18 protein-coding genes and 1 tRNA gene are annotated in these 18,798 nt (G+C 68.6%); 13 read left to right on the forward strand and 6 right to left on the reverse strand.

The genetic code is table 11. The annotated features are described in order from the left end of the window. The first annotated feature begins 25 nt into the window (after nt 1-25). The 5 genes from paaA to ACFWFI_RS15800 are packed head-to-tail and all read left to right on the forward strand — an operon-like array spanning nt 26 to nt 3,595. Complete coding sequence (paaA, locus tag ACFWFI_RS15780) at nt 26-1,054, forward strand: 1,2-phenylacetyl-CoA epoxidase subunit PaaA (protein ID WP_387389847.1); 1,029 nt, start codon at nt 26-28, stop codon at nt 1,052-1,054. Further along, nucleotides 1,051-1,341 carry a 1,2-phenylacetyl-CoA epoxidase subunit PaaB gene (gene paaB / locus ACFWFI_RS15785; RefSeq protein WP_069171673.1) on the forward strand — a complete coding sequence of 97 codons (291 nt, stop codon included), beginning with the start codon at nt 1,051-1,053 and terminating at the stop codon, nt 1,339-1,341. The genes paaA and paaB overlap by 4 nt, the downstream gene beginning before the upstream one ends. Continuing rightward, nucleotides 1,338-2,039, forward strand: a complete 702-nt coding sequence (paaC, locus tag ACFWFI_RS15790) for a 1,2-phenylacetyl-CoA epoxidase subunit PaaC (RefSeq protein WP_387389850.1) — start codon at nt 1,338-1,340, stop codon at nt 2,037-2,039. The genes paaB and paaC overlap by 4 nt, the downstream gene beginning before the upstream one ends. Then, nucleotides 2,033-2,533 (forward strand): 1,2-phenylacetyl-CoA epoxidase subunit PaaD, encoded by a 501-nt coding sequence (gene paaD, locus ACFWFI_RS15795; RefSeq protein WP_387389852.1) that lies wholly within the window; start codon nt 2,033-2,035, stop codon nt 2,531-2,533. Before paaC ends, paaD begins: the two co-directional genes overlap by 7 nt. Then, a complete protein-coding gene (locus ACFWFI_RS15800) occupies nt 2,534-3,595 on the forward strand; it encodes a 2Fe-2S iron-sulfur cluster-binding protein (protein ID WP_387389855.1) in 1,062 nt (353 codons plus the stop codon). 351 nt (nt 3,596-3,946) lie between these two features. Here ACFWFI_RS15800 and ACFWFI_RS15805 read toward each other — a convergent pair whose 3' ends face one another. The 4 genes from ACFWFI_RS15805 to ACFWFI_RS15820 form a co-directional block, all read right to left on the reverse strand. Continuing rightward, on the reverse strand, nt 3,947-4,291 hold the full coding sequence (locus ACFWFI_RS15805; RefSeq protein ID WP_387389858.1) for a rhodanese-like domain-containing protein: 345 nt from the start codon (nt 4,289-4,291) through the stop codon (nt 3,947-3,949). Nucleotides 4,292-4,336: 45 nt separating this feature from the next. Continuing rightward, entirely contained in the window at nt 4,337-5,344 is a 1,008-nt protein-coding gene (locus tag ACFWFI_RS15810; RefSeq protein WP_387389860.1) for a J domain-containing protein, read from the reverse strand. Between the two features lie 59 nt (nt 5,345-5,403). Beyond that, on the reverse strand, nt 5,404-6,861 hold the full coding sequence (locus ACFWFI_RS15815; protein ID WP_387389863.1) for a DUF2252 domain-containing protein: 1,458 nt from the start codon (nt 6,859-6,861) through the stop codon (nt 5,404-5,406). 214 nt (nt 6,862-7,075) lie between these two features. After that, nucleotides 7,076-8,149 carry an ABC-2 transporter permease gene (locus ACFWFI_RS15820; protein ID WP_387389866.1) on the reverse strand — a complete coding sequence of 358 codons (1,074 nt, stop codon included), beginning with the start codon at nt 8,147-8,149 and terminating at the stop codon, nt 7,076-7,078. A gap of 82 nt (nt 8,150-8,231) precedes the next feature. On the opposite strand from ACFWFI_RS15820, the gene ACFWFI_RS15825 reads away from it, so the two are divergent. Further along, nucleotides 8,232-8,684: a MarR family winged helix-turn-helix transcriptional regulator gene (locus ACFWFI_RS15825; protein ID WP_387389868.1), complete on the forward strand. Its 453-nt coding sequence runs from the start codon at nt 8,232-8,234 to the stop codon at nt 8,682-8,684. A gap of 144 nt (nt 8,685-8,828) precedes the next feature. Here ACFWFI_RS15825 and ACFWFI_RS15830 read toward each other — a convergent pair whose 3' ends face one another. Then, nucleotides 8,829-9,173, reverse strand: coding sequence for a winged helix-turn-helix transcriptional regulator (locus ACFWFI_RS15830; RefSeq protein WP_387389869.1), 345 nt, complete (start codon nt 9,171-9,173; stop codon nt 8,829-8,831). A gap of 159 nt (nt 9,174-9,332) precedes the next feature. Here ACFWFI_RS15830 and ACFWFI_RS15835 point away from each other — a divergent pair, with 159 nt between their 5' ends. After that, nucleotides 9,333-9,944, forward strand: a complete 612-nt coding sequence (locus tag ACFWFI_RS15835; protein ID WP_387389871.1) for an FMN-dependent NADH-azoreductase — start codon at nt 9,333-9,335, stop codon at nt 9,942-9,944. Nucleotides 9,945-10,308: 364 nt separating this feature from the next. On the opposite strand, the gene ACFWFI_RS15840 is transcribed toward ACFWFI_RS15835, so the two are convergent. Further along, nucleotides 10,309-10,391 (reverse strand) — tRNA-Leu (locus ACFWFI_RS15840). A gap of 315 nt (nt 10,392-10,706) precedes the next feature. Here ACFWFI_RS15840 and ACFWFI_RS15845 point away from each other — a divergent pair. The 6 genes from ACFWFI_RS15845 to pknB all read left to right on the forward strand — a co-directional run bounded on the left by ACFWFI_RS15845 (nt 10,707) and on the right by pknB (nt 18,740). After that, on the forward strand, nt 10,707-11,564 hold the full coding sequence (locus ACFWFI_RS15845; protein WP_387389874.1) for an FhaA domain-containing protein: 858 nt from the start codon (nt 10,707-10,709) through the stop codon (nt 11,562-11,564). 10 nt (nt 11,565-11,574) lie between these two features. Continuing rightward, the gene (locus tag ACFWFI_RS15850) at nt 11,575-12,090 is read left to right on the forward strand and encodes an FHA domain-containing protein FhaB/FipA (RefSeq protein ID WP_387389876.1); all 516 of its coding nucleotides are present in this window, start codon (nt 11,575-11,577) and stop codon (nt 12,088-12,090) included. Nucleotides 12,091-12,219: 129 nt separating this feature from the next. Next, nucleotides 12,220-13,707, forward strand: coding sequence for a Stp1/IreP family PP2C-type Ser/Thr phosphatase (locus tag ACFWFI_RS15855; RefSeq protein WP_387389878.1), 1,488 nt, complete (start codon nt 12,220-12,222; stop codon nt 13,705-13,707). A gap of 21 nt (nt 13,708-13,728) precedes the next feature. Further along, nucleotides 13,729-15,129, forward strand: coding sequence for an FtsW/RodA/SpoVE family cell cycle protein (locus tag ACFWFI_RS15860; protein WP_387389881.1), 1,401 nt, complete (start codon nt 13,729-13,731; stop codon nt 15,127-15,129). After that, on the forward strand, nt 15,126-16,580 hold the full coding sequence (locus ACFWFI_RS15865) for a peptidoglycan D,D-transpeptidase FtsI family protein (RefSeq protein WP_387389884.1): 1,455 nt from the start codon (nt 15,126-15,128) through the stop codon (nt 16,578-16,580). Before ACFWFI_RS15860 ends, ACFWFI_RS15865 begins: the two co-directional genes overlap by 4 nt. A gap of 171 nt (nt 16,581-16,751) precedes the next feature. Further along, on the forward strand, nt 16,752-18,740 hold the full coding sequence (pknB, locus tag ACFWFI_RS15870; RefSeq protein ID WP_387389887.1) for a Stk1 family PASTA domain-containing Ser/Thr kinase: 1,989 nt from the start codon (nt 16,752-16,754) through the stop codon (nt 18,738-18,740). Nucleotides 18,741-18,798 lie beyond the last annotated feature (58 nt).

Consider the following 18,798-nt stretch of genomic DNA (forward strand, 5'->3'; position numbering starts at 1 on the left):
ACGATCGGTCGGTAGGGAGCCCGGGATGGCGGCAGTGACTGCGGACCAGAAGACGCAGGGGACCGAAGGCGCGGCTGGCGCGGCGGACGCGGAGCGACTGGCGGCGTTCGACGCCGCGGTGGCGGCCGACGACCGGATCGAGCCGCGGGACTGGATGCCCGAGGCGTACCGGGCCTCCCTGATCCGTCAGATGGCCCAGCACGCCCATTCCGAGATCATCGGCATGCAGCCCGAAGCCAACTGGATCTCGCGGGCGCCCTCGCTGCGTCGCAAGGCCATCCTGATGGCGAAGGTGCAGGACGAGGCCGGGCACGGCCTCTATCTGTACAGCGCGGCGGAGACGCTGGGGACCAGCCGCGAGGAGCTGCTCGACAAACTGCACGCCGGCCGGCAGCGCTATTCCTCGATCTTCAACTACCCCACGCTGACCTGGGCGGACGTCGGCGCCATCGGCTGGCTGGTGGACGGCGCCGCGATCACCAACCAGGTGCCGCTCTGCCGCTGCTCCTACGGCCCTTACGCACGCGCGATGGTCCGGATCTGCAAGGAGGAGTCCTTTCACCAGCGCCAGGGATACGAGCTGCTGCTCGCCCTCAGCCGGGGAACCCCCGCACAGCACGAAATGGCGCAGGACGCGGTGAACCGCTGGTGGTGGCCCTCCCTGATGATGTTCGGTCCCCCCGACGACTCCTCGGGCCACTCGGCTCAGTCGATGGCCTGGAAGATCAAACGGCACTCCAACGACGAGCTGCGCCGACGATTCGTCGACATCTGCGTCCCGCAGGCACAGGCTCTGGGGCTCTCCCTCCCCGACCCTGACATCCGGTGGAACGAGGAGCTCGGTCAGCACGACTACGGAGCGGTCGACTGGACGGAGTTCCAGGAGGTCCTCAAGGGCAACGGCCCCTGCAACGAACAACGGCTCACCCAACGGCGCAAGGCCCACGAAGAGGGCGCCTGGGTCCGCGACGCGGCATCGGCATACGCAGACAAGCACGCGGCACGGCCCGGCACAGCCGGAGCGGCCGCCCATCCCGTGGAGGCGACCGCATGAGCAGCTCGACCGACTGGCCTCTGTGGGAGGTGTTCGTGCGCTCCCGGCGTGGTCTGTCCCACACCCACGCGGGCAGCCTGCACGCACCGGACGCCGAGATGGCCCTGCGCAACGCCCGCGATCTGTACACACGCCGCTCGGAAGGCGTCTCCCTCTGGGTGGTTCCCTCGACGGCGATCACCGCGTCCTCACCGGACGAGAAGGACTCGTTCTTCGAACCCGCCGGGGACAAGCCCTACCGTCACCCCACGTTCTACGAGATCCCCGAAGGGGTGAAGCACCTGTGACCGCGGCCCTCGCCCTCGGCGACGACGCGCTGGTGCTCTCGCACCGCCTGGGGGAGTGGGCGGGCCACGCCCCCGTGCTCGAGGAAGAGGTGGCCCTGGCAAACATCGCACTGGACCTGCTGGGACAGGCCAGGATGCTGCTCTCGTTCGTCGGGGACGAGGACCAGCTGGCCTACCTCCGCGAGGAGCGGGCCTTCCGCAACGTCCAGCTGGTGGAGCAGCCGAACGGCGACTTCGCCCACACCATCGCCCGCCAGCTCTACTTCTCCGTCTACCAGCACCTGCTGTACGAGGAGCTGGCCGCGGGCGAGGGAGAGTTCACGGATCTCGCTGCCAAGGCCGTCAAGGAGGTCGCCTACCACCGGGACCACGCGGAGCAGTGGGTCCTGCGACTGGGTGACGGCACGGCGGAAAGCCATGAGCGCGTGCAGCTCGCGCTCGACGCCCTGTGGCGGTTCACCGGCGAGCTGTTCGAGCCGGTCGAGGGAGTCGACGTCGACCGGCACGCCCTGCGCGACGGCTGGCTGGCCGCCGTCACCTCCGTGGTGGAGCGGGCCACCCTGACCCTCCCGTCGGGGCCGCAGTCCGGGGCCTGGGCGGCCGGAGCGGGCCGGCAGGGCCTGCACACGGAGCCGTTCGGGCGGATGCTCGCCGAGATGCAGCATCTGCACCGCAGCCATCCGGGGGCGTCATGGTGACCACGGAGACGCCGCTGGAGGCGGAGCTCCACCGACTGGCGGGCTCCGTGCCCGATCCCGAGTTGCCGGTCCTCACTCTGGACGAGCTCGGCGTACTCCGCGGTGTGCGGGTGGACGGGGCGGACAAGGTCACCGTGCGGCTCACCCCGACGTACACCGGCTGCCCGGCCATCGAGGCCATGTCCGCCGACATCGAGCGTGTGCTGCACGACCACGGTGTGTCGGAGGTGTCCGTGGTCACGGTTCTCGCCCCTGCCTGGTCGACGGACGACATCAGCGATGAGGGGCGGCGCAAGCTCGCGGAGTTCGGCATAGCGCCGCCGCGCCCAGGCAGCGGTCCCGGCGGGCCGGTGCCACTGACGCTCTCGGTGCGCTGTCCGCACTGCGGTTCCACGGACACGGAGCTGCTGAGCCGGTTCTCCTCCACGGCGTGCAAGGCACTGCGCCGATGCGTGGCGTGCCGCGAACCGTTCGACCACTTCAAGGAGTTGTAGATGTTCCATCCGCTCCGGGTCAGCGCGATCGAACGGATCACGGACGACGCGGTGGCCGTCACCCTCGCCGTGCCGCCCGAACTGCGCGAGACCTTCCGCCACGCTCCCGGTCAGCACCTCAATGTGCGCTACCGGGTCGATGGCGAGGAGATCCGACGCTCGTACTCGATCTGCGCACCTGCCACCGAGCCGCCGGGCGCCCCCCTGTTGCGGGTGGGCATCCGCATGGTCGACGGAGGCTCGTTCTCGACATACGCACTCAAGGAGCTGGCCGTCGGGGACATGGTGGAGGCGATGGCTCCGACGGGCCGGTTCGTCCTCGACCCGCGCCCGGGCCGCTTCGCCGCGATCGTCGGCGGCAGTGGCATCACACCGGTGCTCTCGATGGCGGCGACACTGCTGGCACGGGAGCCGCTGGCTCGCTTCTGTCTGATCCGCAGCGACCGGACGGCCGCGTCGACGATGTTCCTCGACGAGGTGGCCGACCTCAAGGACCGCTATCCGGACCGCTTCCAGCTGGTGACCGCGCTGTCCCGGGAGGAGCAGGCCGCCGGGCTCCCCTCGGGCCGTCTGGACCGCGAGCGGCTCACCGGGCTGCTGCCGGCACTGTTGTCGGTCCCCGACGTGGACGGCTGGTTCCTGTGCGGGCCGCTCGGCCTGGTCCGGGGGGCGGAAGGCGCGCTGCGCGCACTCGGCGCCGACCGGTCACGCATCCACCAGGAGATCTTCCACGTCGCGGACGAGGGAACGGCTCTGCCTGCGGCCGCCAGGGTCGCCTCGCCGTCGGAGAGCAGGCTCACGGCGACTCTCGACGGGCGGTCGGGCAGCTGGCCGGTCGAGGACGGCGAATCGCTGCTGGACACGATGCTGCGAAGCCGCTCGGACGCCCCGTATGCCTGCAAGGGGGGAGTGTGCGGGACCTGCCGGGCCTTCCTGGTCTCGGGCGAAGTCCGGATGGACCGCAACTTCGCGCTGGAACCGGAGGAGACCGGTGCCGGTTTCGTGCTGGCCTGCCAGTCACACCCTGTCACTCCGGAAGTCGAACTCGACTTCGACCGCTGACGCCCGCGAAACGCCCCGCCCGAACAGGCCCGGCCCGGCCCCGCCGGTTGCACGCACGGGCACGGCCTGTGCCCGTGCGTTGCAACCCCATGCCTACGTCCCGCGTACCTGTGCGTAGGGCGGCCCCGTCCGTAGCGCCACGCCGGCCGGAAATCACGTCGCAGGGCAGTCGAGCGGCACGGCGGTCTCAGGGGCAGTGCCGGAGGCGGCTGCGGGTCGAGGTACCGCGGCTGAATCCGATTACCTCGGCTGAAGGTGATCACAGCAGGGCTCCGACCGGCCGCAGCGTCGCCGGGGCCGATGGGGGCCGTCTCCGGCGAACGGTGAAGAGAAGACTCGTACCTGGAGCCGTCAGAGGACGAAAGCCGAGCTCCCGGTGTCCGTGACCATCGGGCGTCCGGCGCCGTCCCAGGCCAGCATGCCGCCGTCGATGTTCACCGCGTCGATGCCCTGCTGCACCAGGTACTGGGTGACCTGCGCGGACCGCCCTCCGACGCGGCACATCACATGCACGCGCCGACCGTCGTCGGCCGCCTCGGTCAGCTCGCCGAAACGTCCCACGAAGTCACTCATGGGAATGTGCAGCGCGCCCTCGACGTGCCCGGCTGCCCACTCGTCGTCCTCCCGGACATCCAGCACGAAGCCGTCCGACGGAACCGCCACGACGTCCACCGATGGCAGCGGAGCGAAATTCATGGGTATGCCTTCTCTCGTACGTACGCGCCAGGGTCATCCGGAACGCTACTGCACCAGCCCTGCCAGCTCGTTCTCACGCTGGGCGACCTCCGCCAGAAGCTTCTCGCCGATGTCGTCCAGCAGCACGTCGGGGTCATCCGGCGCCATCCGCAGCATCGAGCCGATCGCGCTCTCCTCCAGCTCCTGGGCCAGGACCGTGAGCAGCTCCTTACGCCGGCTGAGCCACTCCAGCCGCGCGTAGAGTTCCTCGCTCTCGCTCAGCCGCAGCTCAGGCGTCACGGGCCCCGCCGCCCACTCGGCTGCCAGCTCCTTCAGCAACGCCACGTCGCCCCGCCCGTAGGCCGCGTTGACACGAGCGATGAATTCGTCCCGCCGTGTCCGCTCCTTCTCGTCCGGTGCCAGATCCGGGTGGGCTTGACGGGCAAGCTCGCGGTAGAGCTTGCGCGCCTCCTCGCCCGGCCTGACCCGCTTCGGCGGCCGAACGGGCTGCTCGGTGAGCATGGCCGAGGCCTCGGGCGAGAGCCCGTCCGAGTCCATCCAGTCGTGGAAGAGCTCATCGACGCCAGGCATCGGCATGACGATCGCACGGGCCTCCTGGGCCTTGCGCAGATCCTCCGGATCACCGGTCTTCGCGGCACGCGCCTCCGCGATCTGCGCATCCAGCTCGTCCAGGCGCGCGTACATCGGGCCGAGCTTCTGGTGATGCAACCGGGAGAAGTTCTCCACCTCGACCCGGAAGGTCTCCACCGCGATCTCGAACTCGATCAGCGCCTGCTCGGCAACCCGGACGGCCTTGGCGAGCCGCTCCTCGGGCCGAGGGGCACCGCTCTCACCCGCCGCAGCGTCACCGCCCACCTCGCTGCCCCCGCCGCCGGCGGGATCACCGGCAGCGTCACCGGCGACGGAGCCCGTCTGCGGCGCACCGTCCGGATCCGCTCGCAGGTGGTCGCCCTGCGACGCGTCCTGCGCGTGCTGCAGGTCGTCCTGCCGGTCCTGGTTCTGCCGGTCTTCGTCGTTCCGGGTGGGCGGCACCCCGGGGGCTTCGTGGGTCACCCGTCCAGCGTATGGCCCCGGCACGCGCCACGGACACACACGGTGGCCGCAAGATCCGCTCAGACGCCGAGCTCGGCGCTTATTCGCCCCGCTCGTACAGCCTGGACGAGCTCGGCGTGGTCCGCTTCCGTCCGGTCCGCATACGTCACGGCGAAATCGGCCACGGCCGCGTCCAGCTCGGTGTTCTTCCCGCAGTAGCCCGCGAGCAGCCGGGGATCGGCGCTGTGCGCGTGTGCCCGGGCCAGCAGCGCTCCGGTCATCCGCCCGTAGTCGTCCACCTGGTCCGCCGCGAGCGCGGCCGGATCCACACTGCCTTTTCGATTCCTGAACTGGCGTACCTGATACGGCCTGCCGTCGACCTCGGCCCAGCCGAGCAATATGTCGCTGACGACCTGCATCCGCTTCTGTCCGAGCACCACCCGGCGCCCTTCGTGCACGACGTCCGGTACCTCGAAGCCGACCTGCGGGAGATAGGGGGATAGCGCGGAGGGACGAGCCTCCTTCACCTGCAGCACCAGCGGCTCACCGCGATGGTCGAGCAGCAGCACCACATACGACCGGGTCCCCACACTCCCCGTGCCGACCACCCGGAACGCCACATCATGGATCGCATAGCGGGCCAGCAGCGGAACCCTGTCCTCCGAGATCGTCCCGAGGTAGCCCTCGAGCCCCGCAGCAACAGCCGATGCCTCCGCGTCGGGCACCCGGCGCAGCACGGGCGGCGCGTCGACGAAGCGGCGGCCGCCGTCCTCGCATTCCTCCGTGGACCTGGCGGCGAAGCGGGCACTCGTGTTGTTGCGCGCTTTGGCGGAGACCCGCTCCAGCGTCCCCAGCAGGTCCCGCGCATCGGTGTGCGAGACGAGTTCCTCGTCCGCGATGGCGTTCCACGCGTCGAGTGCGGGCAGCCCGGCCAGCAGACGCATCGTGCGCCGGTACGCGCCCACCGTGTCGTACGCGCCCTGCCGACAGGTGTCCTCGTCCGCCCCCGCCTCCCGGCCCGCAAGCACCAGAGAGGTGGCGAGCCGCTTGAGGTCCCACTCCCACGGACCGAACACGGTTTCGTCGAAGTCGTTGAGATCGATGACCAGGTTGCCGCGCGCGTCGCCGTACAGCCCGAAGTTCGCCGCGTGCGCGTCACCACAGAGCTGGGCGCCCACCCCCGTCACCGGGGTGCCCATCAGGTCATGCGCCATCAAGCCGGCCGAGCCGCGCAGAAACGCGAACGGCGTTGCCGCCATCCGCCCCACCCGTATAGGCGTCAGGCCAGGCACCCTGCCCTGGTTCGACTGCTCGACCGCCTGTACCGCGTCCGGCCTTCCGCCGGGCAGAACCAGTGAACTGTGGTCGGACCGCGGCACCTTGAGCCTCAGCGCCTTGCCTGCGGCCTTCGGGGAGGCCGCCCCGGATTCCGACGGCCGCACTCCTCCGGCCACGCGTCGCGCGAAACCTCGGACAGCCGGGATGCGCTCGTCTTCTGCCGCCCGCTGTCCCGACACCGTTGCCTCGACCTCGCCCATGGAGCGCCGCCTCCCCCGCCCTCGTTCAGCAGTTCCGTCCGATCAACATCAACTGCGGACGACGGTACAGCCGTCAAGTGACGACCGTCTGCCCCTGTGGACAACTTGGGATCCCGCCTGTGGACAACGTTGCTGACGGGCCGGATCCCCCGCGCCGCCCGCGCGACACCGGCCCGTCACACAGGTTGGCGACTGGCACGACCCGGAAGGGTCGTCACACCCCGACGGCCTCTTCCATCTCCTCCTCGGCTCCGGCAGCCGTCCGCGGAGCGGCCACCGCACGCGCCTTCTCCGCAGACTCGCGACGCCGCCTCGACTCGGCCGGAGCCGCCACCCCGACGACGACCAGCCCGGCCACGAACCACAGAGCCAGCACCAGCAGGTGTCCGCCCAGGGCGTGGCCGCCGAAGTACACATGACTGCGCACCCCTTCGACGAAGCCCGCACCGTTCCAGAAGGAGTGCAGGGAACCGAAGAAGCCCGGCTGCAGCTCGGGCCGGAAGATGCCGCCGGAACTCGTGAAGTTGAGCATGACGAAGAGCACCATCACGCCGAGCGTGGTCCACCGCTTGAGGAACGTGTGCAGCCCCACTCCGATCAGCAGGATGCCCGCCGAATAGAGCCACGCCATCGCCCACAGCCCGCCGAGCCCATGGTCCACCAGGCCGAACACAGGCCCCGCGAACGCGGCGCCGATCGCACTCACCACGAGCGAGGTGCCGATTGCCAGCCCGGCCCTGATCCGCAGCGCCAGCACCGCGCCCGCACCGCCGATCACCGCGACCGACGCGTACGACCCGATGCTGACCGCCACCAGCAGGAAGAAGATCCCCTGGCCGGTCGGATCACCGTCCGCCGTAGGCTCGACGTCCGTCACCTTGAGAGGGGCGCCCTGCCCGGCGGCAACTTCGGTGAAGACCTTCTGGACGACCGTCGCGCTGGTGTCCGACGATGCGGTGGCCACCATGAGCTCGGGGCTGCTGCCCGGCACGTAGGCGCCATAACTCTGCTGCGTCCTCAAGTGGTTCACCGCAATGTCGCGGTCCGCTACGGTACGCACACTCAATGCACCGTCACCCTTGTCCTGCAAGGTCTGTGCAAGCACCTGCGCGCTTGCTCCGGAGCCGACGACGTCCACCCTCAGGTCGTGCGGCTCCGGGGCGTGGAAGGCCCCCAGATAGGCAAGCCCCATACCGATGCACATCAGCAGCGGCGTAATGAGATGGCTGAGCACATGACGCATCGCACCGGCGGTTGAGCCGGAGGCGGAGCTCGGACCTGCGGACATTCGGCCATTCCTCCATTGGTTGGCTTTTACAACTCTTACACTCGTTGTAGCATACAACTAAAACTTCGAGAAGGTGATTCACGTGGCAGACGCCCCCGGGGACCGCGAGGAGTCGCTGGATGTCATCCAGCGCGAGCTGACCGCTTTCGCACGCCGCGCGCGGTCGGCCGCGGCACGGCTCCACCCGGATCTGCCGCTGGTCTCGTACACACTGCTCGCCCACATCGACTACCGGCACGGCTGCCGCGCCACCGACCTGGCGGCGCACTACATGCTGGACAAGTCGACGGTCAGCCGGCAGGTCGCGGCACTGGAGAAGCTCGGCCTGGTCGAGCGCCACCCGGACCCGGACGACCAGCGCATCCAGGTACTGCACCCCACCGCTGCCGGCACCCAGGCGCTCGCTTCGACGCAGGCCAGCCGGCGCGCCGCCTACCGGGAGCGTCTCGGAGCGTGGACGTCGGACGATCTCGGGCAGTTCGCGGAGTACTTGCTGCGCTACAACTCGACGGGCGAAGACCCCTCACCCCGGTAGACGCCCACCCGTACCGTTTCGGCGGCCCACCGGGAGACACCCGCCCTCACCGGCGCCACCACACCCCCACAGAGGCGCACACGTCCAGCGCCACCACACCCCCGCAGAGAGGCCCCCGCACACCGCCGGCTCACCGGCGGCAGGTCAGCAGCGCCCCGGTCCCGCCAGATAGGTATCCGCCCACTGCCCGAGCTCCTTCAGCGCGGGCTCCATGGCGGCACCGGCCTCCGTCAGCCGGTACGCGACCCGCAGCGGGGGCCCTTCGTCGACCTCGCGCACCACCAGACCGGCCGCTCCCAGCTCGGACAGCCGGTCCGAGAGCATCCGCTCACTGATGCCCGGAATCGCTCGTCGCAGATCCGCGAAGTGCACCGGCTGCTGCATCAGCACCGAGACGATCAGGCCCGTCCAGCGCTTCCCGAACAGCTCGAAGACGCGAGTGATGCTCGCGTCCACCCGCCGACAGGCCTGCTCGCTGTGATCCGCCATGGCCCCAGGGTACTGCGTCGCAGTACGGGGCTTATGAAAAGTAAGTGACTATGTTAAGAATAGGTACGTACTGAAAAACCGACTCGCGCTCGCCATACCCATGGCAGCTGTCCATGAGCCCGCGCCGAGTCGCCCCTTCGACTCCTACGGAGAACCCCCATGGCTACGCTCCTGCACCTCGACTCCGCTGTTTTCCCGCAGGGCTCCACCTCTCGTGAGGTCACCGCCGCCTTCGTAGCGGCCTGGCGCGAGCAGCACCCCGACGGCGAGGTCGTATACCGCGACCTCGCCGCCGACCCCCTGCCCCACCTGGACGCCTCAGCCGTAGCCGCCGGCGCCGAGGACACGCTGCGCAGGGAACTGTCCGCAGAACTGGTCGCCGCGGACGCCGTTCTCATCGGCGCACCGATGTACAACTTCTCCATCCCGTCCACCCTCAAGGCGTGGCTGGATCAGGTGATCATCGTCGGCCACAACGCGGGCCCGGAGGGCCCCGTCGCCGGCACGCCGGTCACCGTCGTGGCCAGCCGAGGCGGTTCGTACGCCCCGGGCACCCCGCGCGAAGACTTCGAGTTCGTCCAGAACTACCTGGAGAAGGTACTGACCGGCATGCTCGGAGCCGAAGTCGAGTTCATCGTGCCGGAGTTGACGCTGGCCCACTCGAAGCCCGAGATGGCCGAGCTCATCCCTCTCGCCGACGCGTCCCGCACCCAGGCGTTCACCGAGGCAGCGGAGAAGGCCAAGGCCCTCGCAGCACGTTTCGTCGCCTGACATAGCCCCTTGAAGTCGGATCCGGACCTAACGCCTCTTTGGTGCGGATCCGACGTTTCACGTGAAACAGCAGCCGCCTCCGGCCACACTTCTGTACCAGGTGCGTGCTTCATCACAGCGCCCGCCGCGCCCGTCCAGCTCGTCCGGCGCCGTCCGGGAGCGCTCCCCCTGAACGCGAAGGACGCCGAGGGTCGGCAGTGGGCGCGCCGGGCCGATACCGCCACGCCCGCCGCACACAAAGAAGAAGAGAGATCTACACCTGCACGCAAAGGGCGATCCATACAACGAAGAACCCCCGCACCGGATCTCTCCGGTGCGGGGGTTCTGTCGAACCAACCCGGCAGTCGCAAGCGACTGCCTGTTGTGCGCGAGGGGGGATTTGAACCCCCACGTCCCTAAGGACACTGGCACCTGAAGCCAGCGCGTCTGCCGTTCCGCCACTCGCGCATGAGTGGTGTTTTCAGACTCTCTCACCGTGTGGTGCGAGCGCCTGGCGACAACCGGAAGATTAGCACGCTGGACAGGGTGGATTCACATCCGTTGTTTCGGCGGACCCACGGCGGGAACCGGGAACGCGGAAAGCCCGGCCCCACTCCTCCTGAGTGCACCCGGAGTGCGGGACACTGTCAGGAGGCCACCTCTACGATCCGTGTGAGAGGTGACACTCATCCACTGTGCAGACAAGGGGAACCAGCCGATTTCCCGACGCGTGGATACGATCAGTAAGCAGTACTTGGATGACGACAACGGAGGAGGTGCCCCATGGGAGTCATGAAGCGTTTCGAGCAGCGTCTCGAAGGTCTGGTCAATGGCACCTTCGCCAAGGTCTTCAAGTCCGAGGTGCAGCCGGTCGAGATCGCGGGAGCCCTCCAGCGCGAGTGCGACAACAACGCATCGATCTGGAACCGCGAGCGGACCGTCGTGCCCAACGACTTCATCGTCGAGCTCAGCACCCCGGACTACGAGCGGCTCAGCCCGTACTCCGGTCAGCTCGGCGACGAGCTGTCCGGCCTCGTACGTGACTACGCCAAGCAGCAGCGGTACACCTTCATGGGACCGATCAAGGTCCACCTGGAGAAGGCGGACGACCTCGACACGGGTCTCTACCGCGTACGCAGCCGGACCCTGGCGTCGAGTTCGTCACAGCAGGGCCAGCAGAGCGGCCCCGCTCCCCATGCCCAGCCGAACCGGCCCGCACCGCAGGGACAGGGCGGTTACGGCTATCCGCCGGCTTCCGCCCCGCCCATGCCCCCGGCCCCGCCTCAGGGCGCCGGGCGCTCAGGGGGCCCTTCCAGCGACTGGCGCCCGCCGGCCGCGTCCGGCCCCATGCCGGACGCCCAGGTGCGGCGCTGGATCGAGATCAACGGCACCCGCCATCAGATCTCCCGCCCGACGTTGGTGATGGGACGAAGCACCGACGCCGACGTGCGGATCGACGACCCCGGCGTATCGCGCCGGCACTGTGAGATCCGGACCGGAACGCCCTCGACGATCCAGGATCTCGGGTCTACCAACGGCATCGTGGTAGACGGGCAGCACACCACCCGCGCTACGCTCCGCGACGGCTCGCGGATCGTCGTGGGCAGCACCACCATCGTTTACCGGCAAGCCGAAGGGTGAAGCGGGGGCAATGTCAGAGCTGACCCTGACGGTCATGCGGCTAGGTTTCCTGGCTGTTCTGTGGCTATTCGTAATCGTGGCCGTCCAGGTCATTCGCAGCGACCTGTTCGGTACGCGCGTCACGCAGCGCGGCTCACGCCGCACTGCCAGTGACACGCGCCCGCAACAAGGGCGCCAACAGCAAGCAGCGCCGCCTCAGCAGCGCCAGCAGCCCGGGCGCCAGCGCCGCGGGGCACCCACCAAGCTGGTCGTCTCCGAAGGCACACTCACCGGCACCACCGTGGCGCTCCAGGGCCAGACCATCACCCTGGGACGGGCGCACGACTCAACGATCGTGCTGGATGACGACTACGCGTCCAGCAGGCATGCCAGGATCTACCCGGACCGTGACGGCCAGTGGATCGTCGAGGATCTCGGGTCCACCAACGGCACCTATCTCGACCGGACCCGGCTCACCACCCCGACACCTGTTCCGCTGGGCGCGCCGATCCGCATCGGCAAGACCGTCATCGAGCTGCGGAAGTAGTACGACAATGAGCGAGCGGAGCGAGCGAGCCGCGGCGGTCCTGACGATGGACCCGGCCCGGCTCCCGACCGGAGGGTGGGCAGTGTGGCTCGAGACCGGCTGTACCCCGAACCGACGGGCGAGGTGCGCATGAGCTTGTCCCTGCGCTTCGCCGCCGGATCGCACAAGGGCATGATCCGGGAAGGCAACGAGGACTCCGGCTACGCCGGTCCCCGCCTTCTCGCCATCGCCGACGGCATGGGCGGCCAGGCGGCCGGCGAGGTCGCCAGCTCCGAGGTGATCTCCACGCTCGTCCAGCTCGACGACGACGTCCCGGGCTCCGACATCCTCACCTCGCTCGGTACGGCGGTCCAACGGGCCAACGACCAGCTGCGCGTCATGGTGGAGGAGGACCCCCAGCTGGAGGGCATGGGCACGACGCTCACCGCCCTGCTCTGGACCGGTCAGCGACTCGGCCTCGTCCACGTCGGCGACTCCCGTGCCTACCTCCTGCGTGACGGCGTCCTGACGCAGATCACCCAGGACCACACGTGGGTGCAGCGCCTCGTCGACGAGGGCCGGATCACAGAGGAAGAGGCCACCACCCACCCGCAGCGCTCCCTGCTGATGCGGGCCCTGGGCAGCGGCGACCACGTGGAGCCCGATCTCTCCATCCGGGAGGTCCGCGCCGGTGACCGCTATCTGATCTGCTCGGACGGACTCTCCGGCGTCGTCTCCCACCAGACGATGGAAGAGACCCTGGCCAGCTACCAGGGCCCGCAGGAGACCATCCAGGACCTCATCCAGCTCGCCCTGCGAGGCGGCGGCCCCGACAACATCACCTGCATCGTCGCCGACGTCCTGGACGTCGACAGCAACGACACCCTGGCCGCGCAGCTCAACGACACCCCGGTCATCGTCGGCGCGGTCGCCGAGAACCAGGCCGCCCAGGCGAACGACGGCCGGGCCATGGAGACACCTGCGGGACGCGCGGCCGGCCTCGGCCGCCCCGTGCCGCCGCCGGCCGGAGGCTTCGGCCCTCCCGGCAGCGGCGACGACATGGGCTACGGCTCCGGTCCTGACGGCGCCTTCAACTCGTACACCGACGACGACTTCGTCAAGCCCCGCGGCCGCCGAAGGTGGCTGAAGCGGTCGTTCTACATCGTGCTCGCGCTGGCCGTCATCGGCGGCGGCGTCTACGGCGGGTACCGCTGGACCCAGACCCAGTTCTACGTGGGCGCGAAGGACGACAACGTCGCGCTGTTCCGCGGAATCAGCCAGGACCTCGCCTGGGTGGACCTCTCGAAGGTCGAGGAGGACACCAAGATCGAGCTGAAGTACCTCCCGCCCTACTGGCGCAAGCAGGTCGAGGCGACCATTTCCCAGGGCAACCTCACCGACGCCCGCAAGAAGATCAGCGAGCTCGATGCACAGGCCTCCGCCTGCAAGAAGGACGCGCAGCGCCGCGCGGCCGAGGCGGACACCAATGCCGCCAAGGACAAGGCCGAGGCAGGCAACGCCTCCGACAGCACTTCCGCCACGTCTCCCGCCAAGGGGACCAAGACCGCGACTCCCACTCCCGGCCCCAGCCTCTCGGAGGAAGAGAAGAAGCTGGCCCTGCAGTGCGGTAAGCAGTAAGCCGTAGGGGGCCTTCAGCACATGAGCGTTGTCACCAACACCACGACCATCGGCGCGATCGACGCGCCGAGCCGCCGTAACACCGAGCTGGCGCTGGTCGCCTTCGCCGTTCTGATCTCGGTGTTCGCGTACGCCAACGTGGGCCTCGCCCTCAACGGCGAGCTGCCTGCCGGCATGCTCGGATACGGCCTGGGCCTCGCGCTGCTCGGCGGTGTGGCGCATCTCGCGGTGCGGAGATTCGCTCCGTACGCGGACCCGCTGCTGCTTCCGCTGGCGACCCTGCTGAACGGTCTGGGTCTGGCCATCATCTGGCGCCTGGACCAGTCGGAGCGGTTCCAGGCACTCAAGACGTTCGCCCCCGCCGCCTCGAAGCAGCTGATGTTCTCAGCAGTCGGTGTGGCCCTGCTGGTCGTCGTTCTGATCGCCCTCAAGGACCACCGCATCCTGCAGCGCTACACCTACATCTCCATGCTGGTGGCGCTGTTCCTTCTGATCCTTCCGATGTTCTTCCCGGCCGTGAACGGCGCCAAGATCTGGATCAAGATCCCTGGCGTCGGCACGATCCAGCCGGGGGAGTTCGCGAAGATCATCATTGCGGTGTTCTTCGCCGGCTATCTCATGGTCAAGCGTGACGCACTGGCCCTGGCCAGCCGTCGCTTCATGGGTCTGTATCTTCCCCGGGGCCGCGACCTCGGGCCGATCCTCATGGTCTGGGCGTTCTCGATCCTCATCCTGGTCTTCGAGACCGACCTGGGATCCTCTCTGCTGTTCTTCGGCATGTTCGTCGTCATGCTGTACGTAGCCACCGAGCGCACCAGCTGGATCGTCTTCGGCCTGCTGATGTCCGGAGCCGGCGCCGTCGGTGTGGCCACCTTCGAGCCGCACGTCCAGGACCGCGTCACCGCCTGGCTCGACCCCTTCGCGGGCTGGGGCAAGGAGGCGGCGAGCGAGCAGATGGCCAAGTCACTCATGGCCTTCGGCTCCGGCGGCACCCTCGGCACGGGGCTCGGCCAGGGCAATTCCGACCTGATCGGCTTCGCGGCCAACTCCGACTTCATCCTCGCCACCGTCGGTGAGGAGCTCGGACTGGCCGGAATGATGGCGGTCCTGCTCGTCTACGGTCTGATCGTCGAGCGCGGCGTCCGTACGGCGCTGGCAGCCCGGGACCCCTTCGGCAAGCTCCTCGCGATCGGCCTCTCCGGCTCCTTCGCCATCCAGGTCTTCGTCGTCGCCGGCGGCGTCATGGGGCTCATCCCGCTGACGGGTATGACCATGCCGTTCATGGCGGCCGGTGGTTCGTCCGTCATCGCCAACTGGGCGCTCATCGGCATCCTGATCAGAATCAGTGACACCGCCCGACGCCCCGCCCCGGCCCCCGCACCGTCCCCGGACGCCGAAATGACCCAGGTGGTCCGACCGTGAACAAGCCTCTGCGCAGGATCGCGCTCTTCTGCGGGATCCTCGTCCTGGCCCTGCTGATCCGCACCAACTACATCCAGTACGTCCGTGCCGACGAGCTCAACGCGAACGAGCACAACCGCCGCGTCCAGATCGAGCGCTACGCCCACGAGCGCGGCAACATCATCGTCGACGGCGAGCCCGTCACGGGCTCCGTCGAGACGACGGACGGCGACTTCAAGTACAAGCGCGTCTGGAAGAACGGCCCCATGTGGGCGCCCGTCACCGGATACTCCTCGCAGGCCTTCGACTCCTCGCAGCTGGAGAGCATCGAGGACGGCATCCTCACCGGCAACAGCGACCAGCTGTTCTTCGACCGCACCCTGTCGATGTTCACCGGCGAGAAGAAGACCGGCGGGAACATCGTCACCACCCTCAACGGTGCCGCCCAGAAGGCCGCTTTCAAGGGGCTGGGCGACAAGAAGGGCGCCGTCGCCGCGCTCGACCCGCAGACCGGCGCCGTCCTGGCGCTGGCCAGCACACCTTCGTACGACCCCTCGGTCTTCGCGGGCAACTCCATGAAGGACTCCGACGCCCGGCAGAAGCTCTTGTCCGACAAGGACAAGCCGATGCTGAACCGGGCCCTGCGGGAGACCTACCCGCCCGGCTCGACGTTCAAGGTCGTCACGGCCGCCGCGGCGCTGGAGAACGGCCTCTACACCGACATCGACGAGGAGACGGACTCCCCGCTGCCCTGGCGGCTCCCCCTGTCGACCAACCTGCTGCAGAACGAGGGGAACATCCCCTGCGAGAACGCTTCGCTCAGGGAGGCCCTGCGCTGGTCCTGCAACACCGTCTTCGGCAAGATGAGCAACGACCTCGGCAACGCGAAGATGATCGAACAGGCCGACAAGTTCGGCTTCAACGAAGAAGTCTTCACCCCGGTCAGGGCCGACGCCAGCGTCTACCCGAAGGACAACCAGCCGCAGAACGCCATGGCGGGCATCGGCCAGGCCTCCAACCGCGCCACGCCGCTCCAGATGGCCATGGTCGCGTCCGCGATCGCCAACGACGGCAAGCTCATGCAGCCGTACATGGTCGCCCAGCGCCAGGCGCCGAACCTGGACGTCATCTACACCCACGAGAAGGAGCAGCTCGGCCAGCCGCTCTCGGCGGAGAACGCCCAGAAGGTGCAGCAGATGATGGAGACCGTGGTCGCGGACGGCACGGGAACCAACGCGCAGATCGACGGCGTCACTGTCGGTGGCAAGACCGGTACCGCTCAGCACGGCCTCAACAACAGCGAGAAGCCGTACGCCTGGTTCATCTCGTACGCCAAGACCGACAGCGGCTCCCCGGTCGCCGTCGCCGTGGTTGTCGAGGACGGCAACGCCAACCGGGACGACATCTCCGGTGGCGGCCTGGCCGCACCGATCGCCAAGAGCGTGATGAAGGCGGTACTCGACGGAAAGTAGTGACACCCGTCACAACTTCTGTCCACACCAGCACATTGGGATACCGGTCGGATATCAGCTGACGGGTGCGGGCCGATCAAGCCGGGCGTGCCCGGTAGCGTATGCGCGAACAGCGCACCGCCGGACCACACACGGGTGCGGTCGGGACTGACGGAGAGGGCTGGATCAGTTATGGAAGAGCCGCGTCGCCTCGGCGGCCGGTACGAGCTGGGCTCGGTGCTCGGCCGTGGTGGCATGGCCGAGGTCTACCTCGCGCACGACACCCGGCTCGGCCGCACCGTAGCTGTGAAGACGCTGCGGGCCGATCTCGCCCGCGACCCGTCCTTCCAGGCACGGTTCCGCCGTGAGGCCCAGTCGGCCGCCTCGCTCAACCACCCCGCGATCGTCGCCGTCTACGACACCGGCGAGGACTACGTCGACGGAGTCTCCATCCCGTACATCGTGATGGAGTACGTCGACGGGTCGACTCTCAGAGAGCTCCTGCACTCCGGCCGCAAGCTGCTGCCGGAGCGGACCCTCGAAATGACGGTCGGGATCCTCCAGGCACTGGAGTACTCGCACCGCGCCCAGATCGTCCACCGCGACATCAAGCCGGCGAACGTCATGCTGACGCGCACCGGCCAGGTCAAGGTCATGGACTTCGGTATCGCCCGTGCCATGGGCGACTCCGGCATGACGATGACCCAGACCGCTGCGGTCATCGGCACCGCCCAGTACCTCTCCCCGGAGCAGGCCAAGGGCGAGCAGGTCGACGCACGCTCCGACCTGTACTCCACCGGCTGCCTGCTCTACGAGCTGCTCGCGGTCCGGCCGCCGTTCGTCGGCGACTCGCCCGTCGCGGTCGCGTACCAGCACGTGCGCGAGGAGCCGCAGCCTCCGAGCAACTTCGACCCCGAGATCACGCCCGAGATGGACGCCATCGTCCTGAAGGCGCTGACCAAGGACCCCGACTACCGCTACCAGTCGGCCGACGAGATGCGCGCCGACATCGAGGCCTGCCTCGACGGACAGCCGGTCGCTGCCACGGCGGCCATGGGCGCGGCGGGATACGGCGGGTACGACGCCTACGGCAACGACCAGCCCACCCAGGCCCTGCGGGCGACGGACCAGGGCGGCGCCCAGACGTCCATGCTGCCCCCGGTCAATCCGGACGACGGCGGCTACGGCTACGACGACCGCCCGGGCCGCCGGCGCCAGAAGAAGAGCAACACCTCGACGATCCTCCTGGTCGTCGCCGGCATTCTGGTGCTCATCGGCGCGATCCTGATCGGCCGTACGGTCTTCAGCTCCACCGACGGCGGCAGTGGCAAGGTCGACGTGCCGAACATGGTCGGCTCCACGGTCGAACAGGCGCAGAAACTCGCGGACAACTCCGAGATCACCCTGAAGGTCGGTTCCGAGGAGCCCTGCGAGACGCAGGAGAAGGACAAGATCTGCAGCCAGAAGCCCTCCTCTGACGACCAGATTGAGAAGGGCGAGACAGTGACGGTCGTCGTCTCCACCGGCGCCCCCAAGGTCGAGGTCCCGGACGTCCTGGAGAAGTCCGAGGACAGCGCCCGCAAGGCCCTGGAGGACAAGGGCTTCACGGTGAACGTCAAGACGGCCGAGTCCGAGAAGACGCTGGACACGGTCATCTCGCAGGACCCCCAGGGCGGTTCGAAGGTCGAGAAGGACACCGAGGTCACGATCACGGTGGCCAAGGAGGCGACCGAGCCGATGCCCGACGTGCGCACCCGCTCCTACGACGCAGCGGTGGCACAGCTGAACGCCCTCGGGTTCACCAACGTGTCGAAGCAGGATGTCGACTCGCAGGAGGCCGCCGGGACGGTCGTCGAGCAGACCCCCACGGGCCCGAGCAACCAGGCCAAGGACGTCCAGATCGTCCTCAAGGTCTCCAAGGGTCCGGCTCAGCCCGAGCAGGTCACCATCCCCGCTGACATCGTCGGCAAGCGGTACCAGGATGCGAAGTCCACGCTCGAAGGCCTGGGTCTCGTGGTCGCACTCGCGCCCAACTCCTCCGACAAGCCGAACGCCCTGGTGATGAGCGCCAACCCGGGGGCCAACACCCAGGTCCCCAAGGGCCAGACGGTCACCCTCACCACCATCGGCGGCAACGACGGGGGCGGGGACGGCAACTTCTTCGGCGGCCAGTCCGGCTAGGCGGACCGACCCGCGTAACACCGCAGGAACAGAGGCAGGGCCCCGGTCACCGTTGAGG

It is taken from the genome of Streptomyces sp. NPDC060209, from assembly GCF_042728155.1.
In the GTDB taxonomy this organism is placed as follows: Bacteria; Actinomycetota; Actinomycetes; order Streptomycetales; family Streptomycetaceae; genus Streptomyces.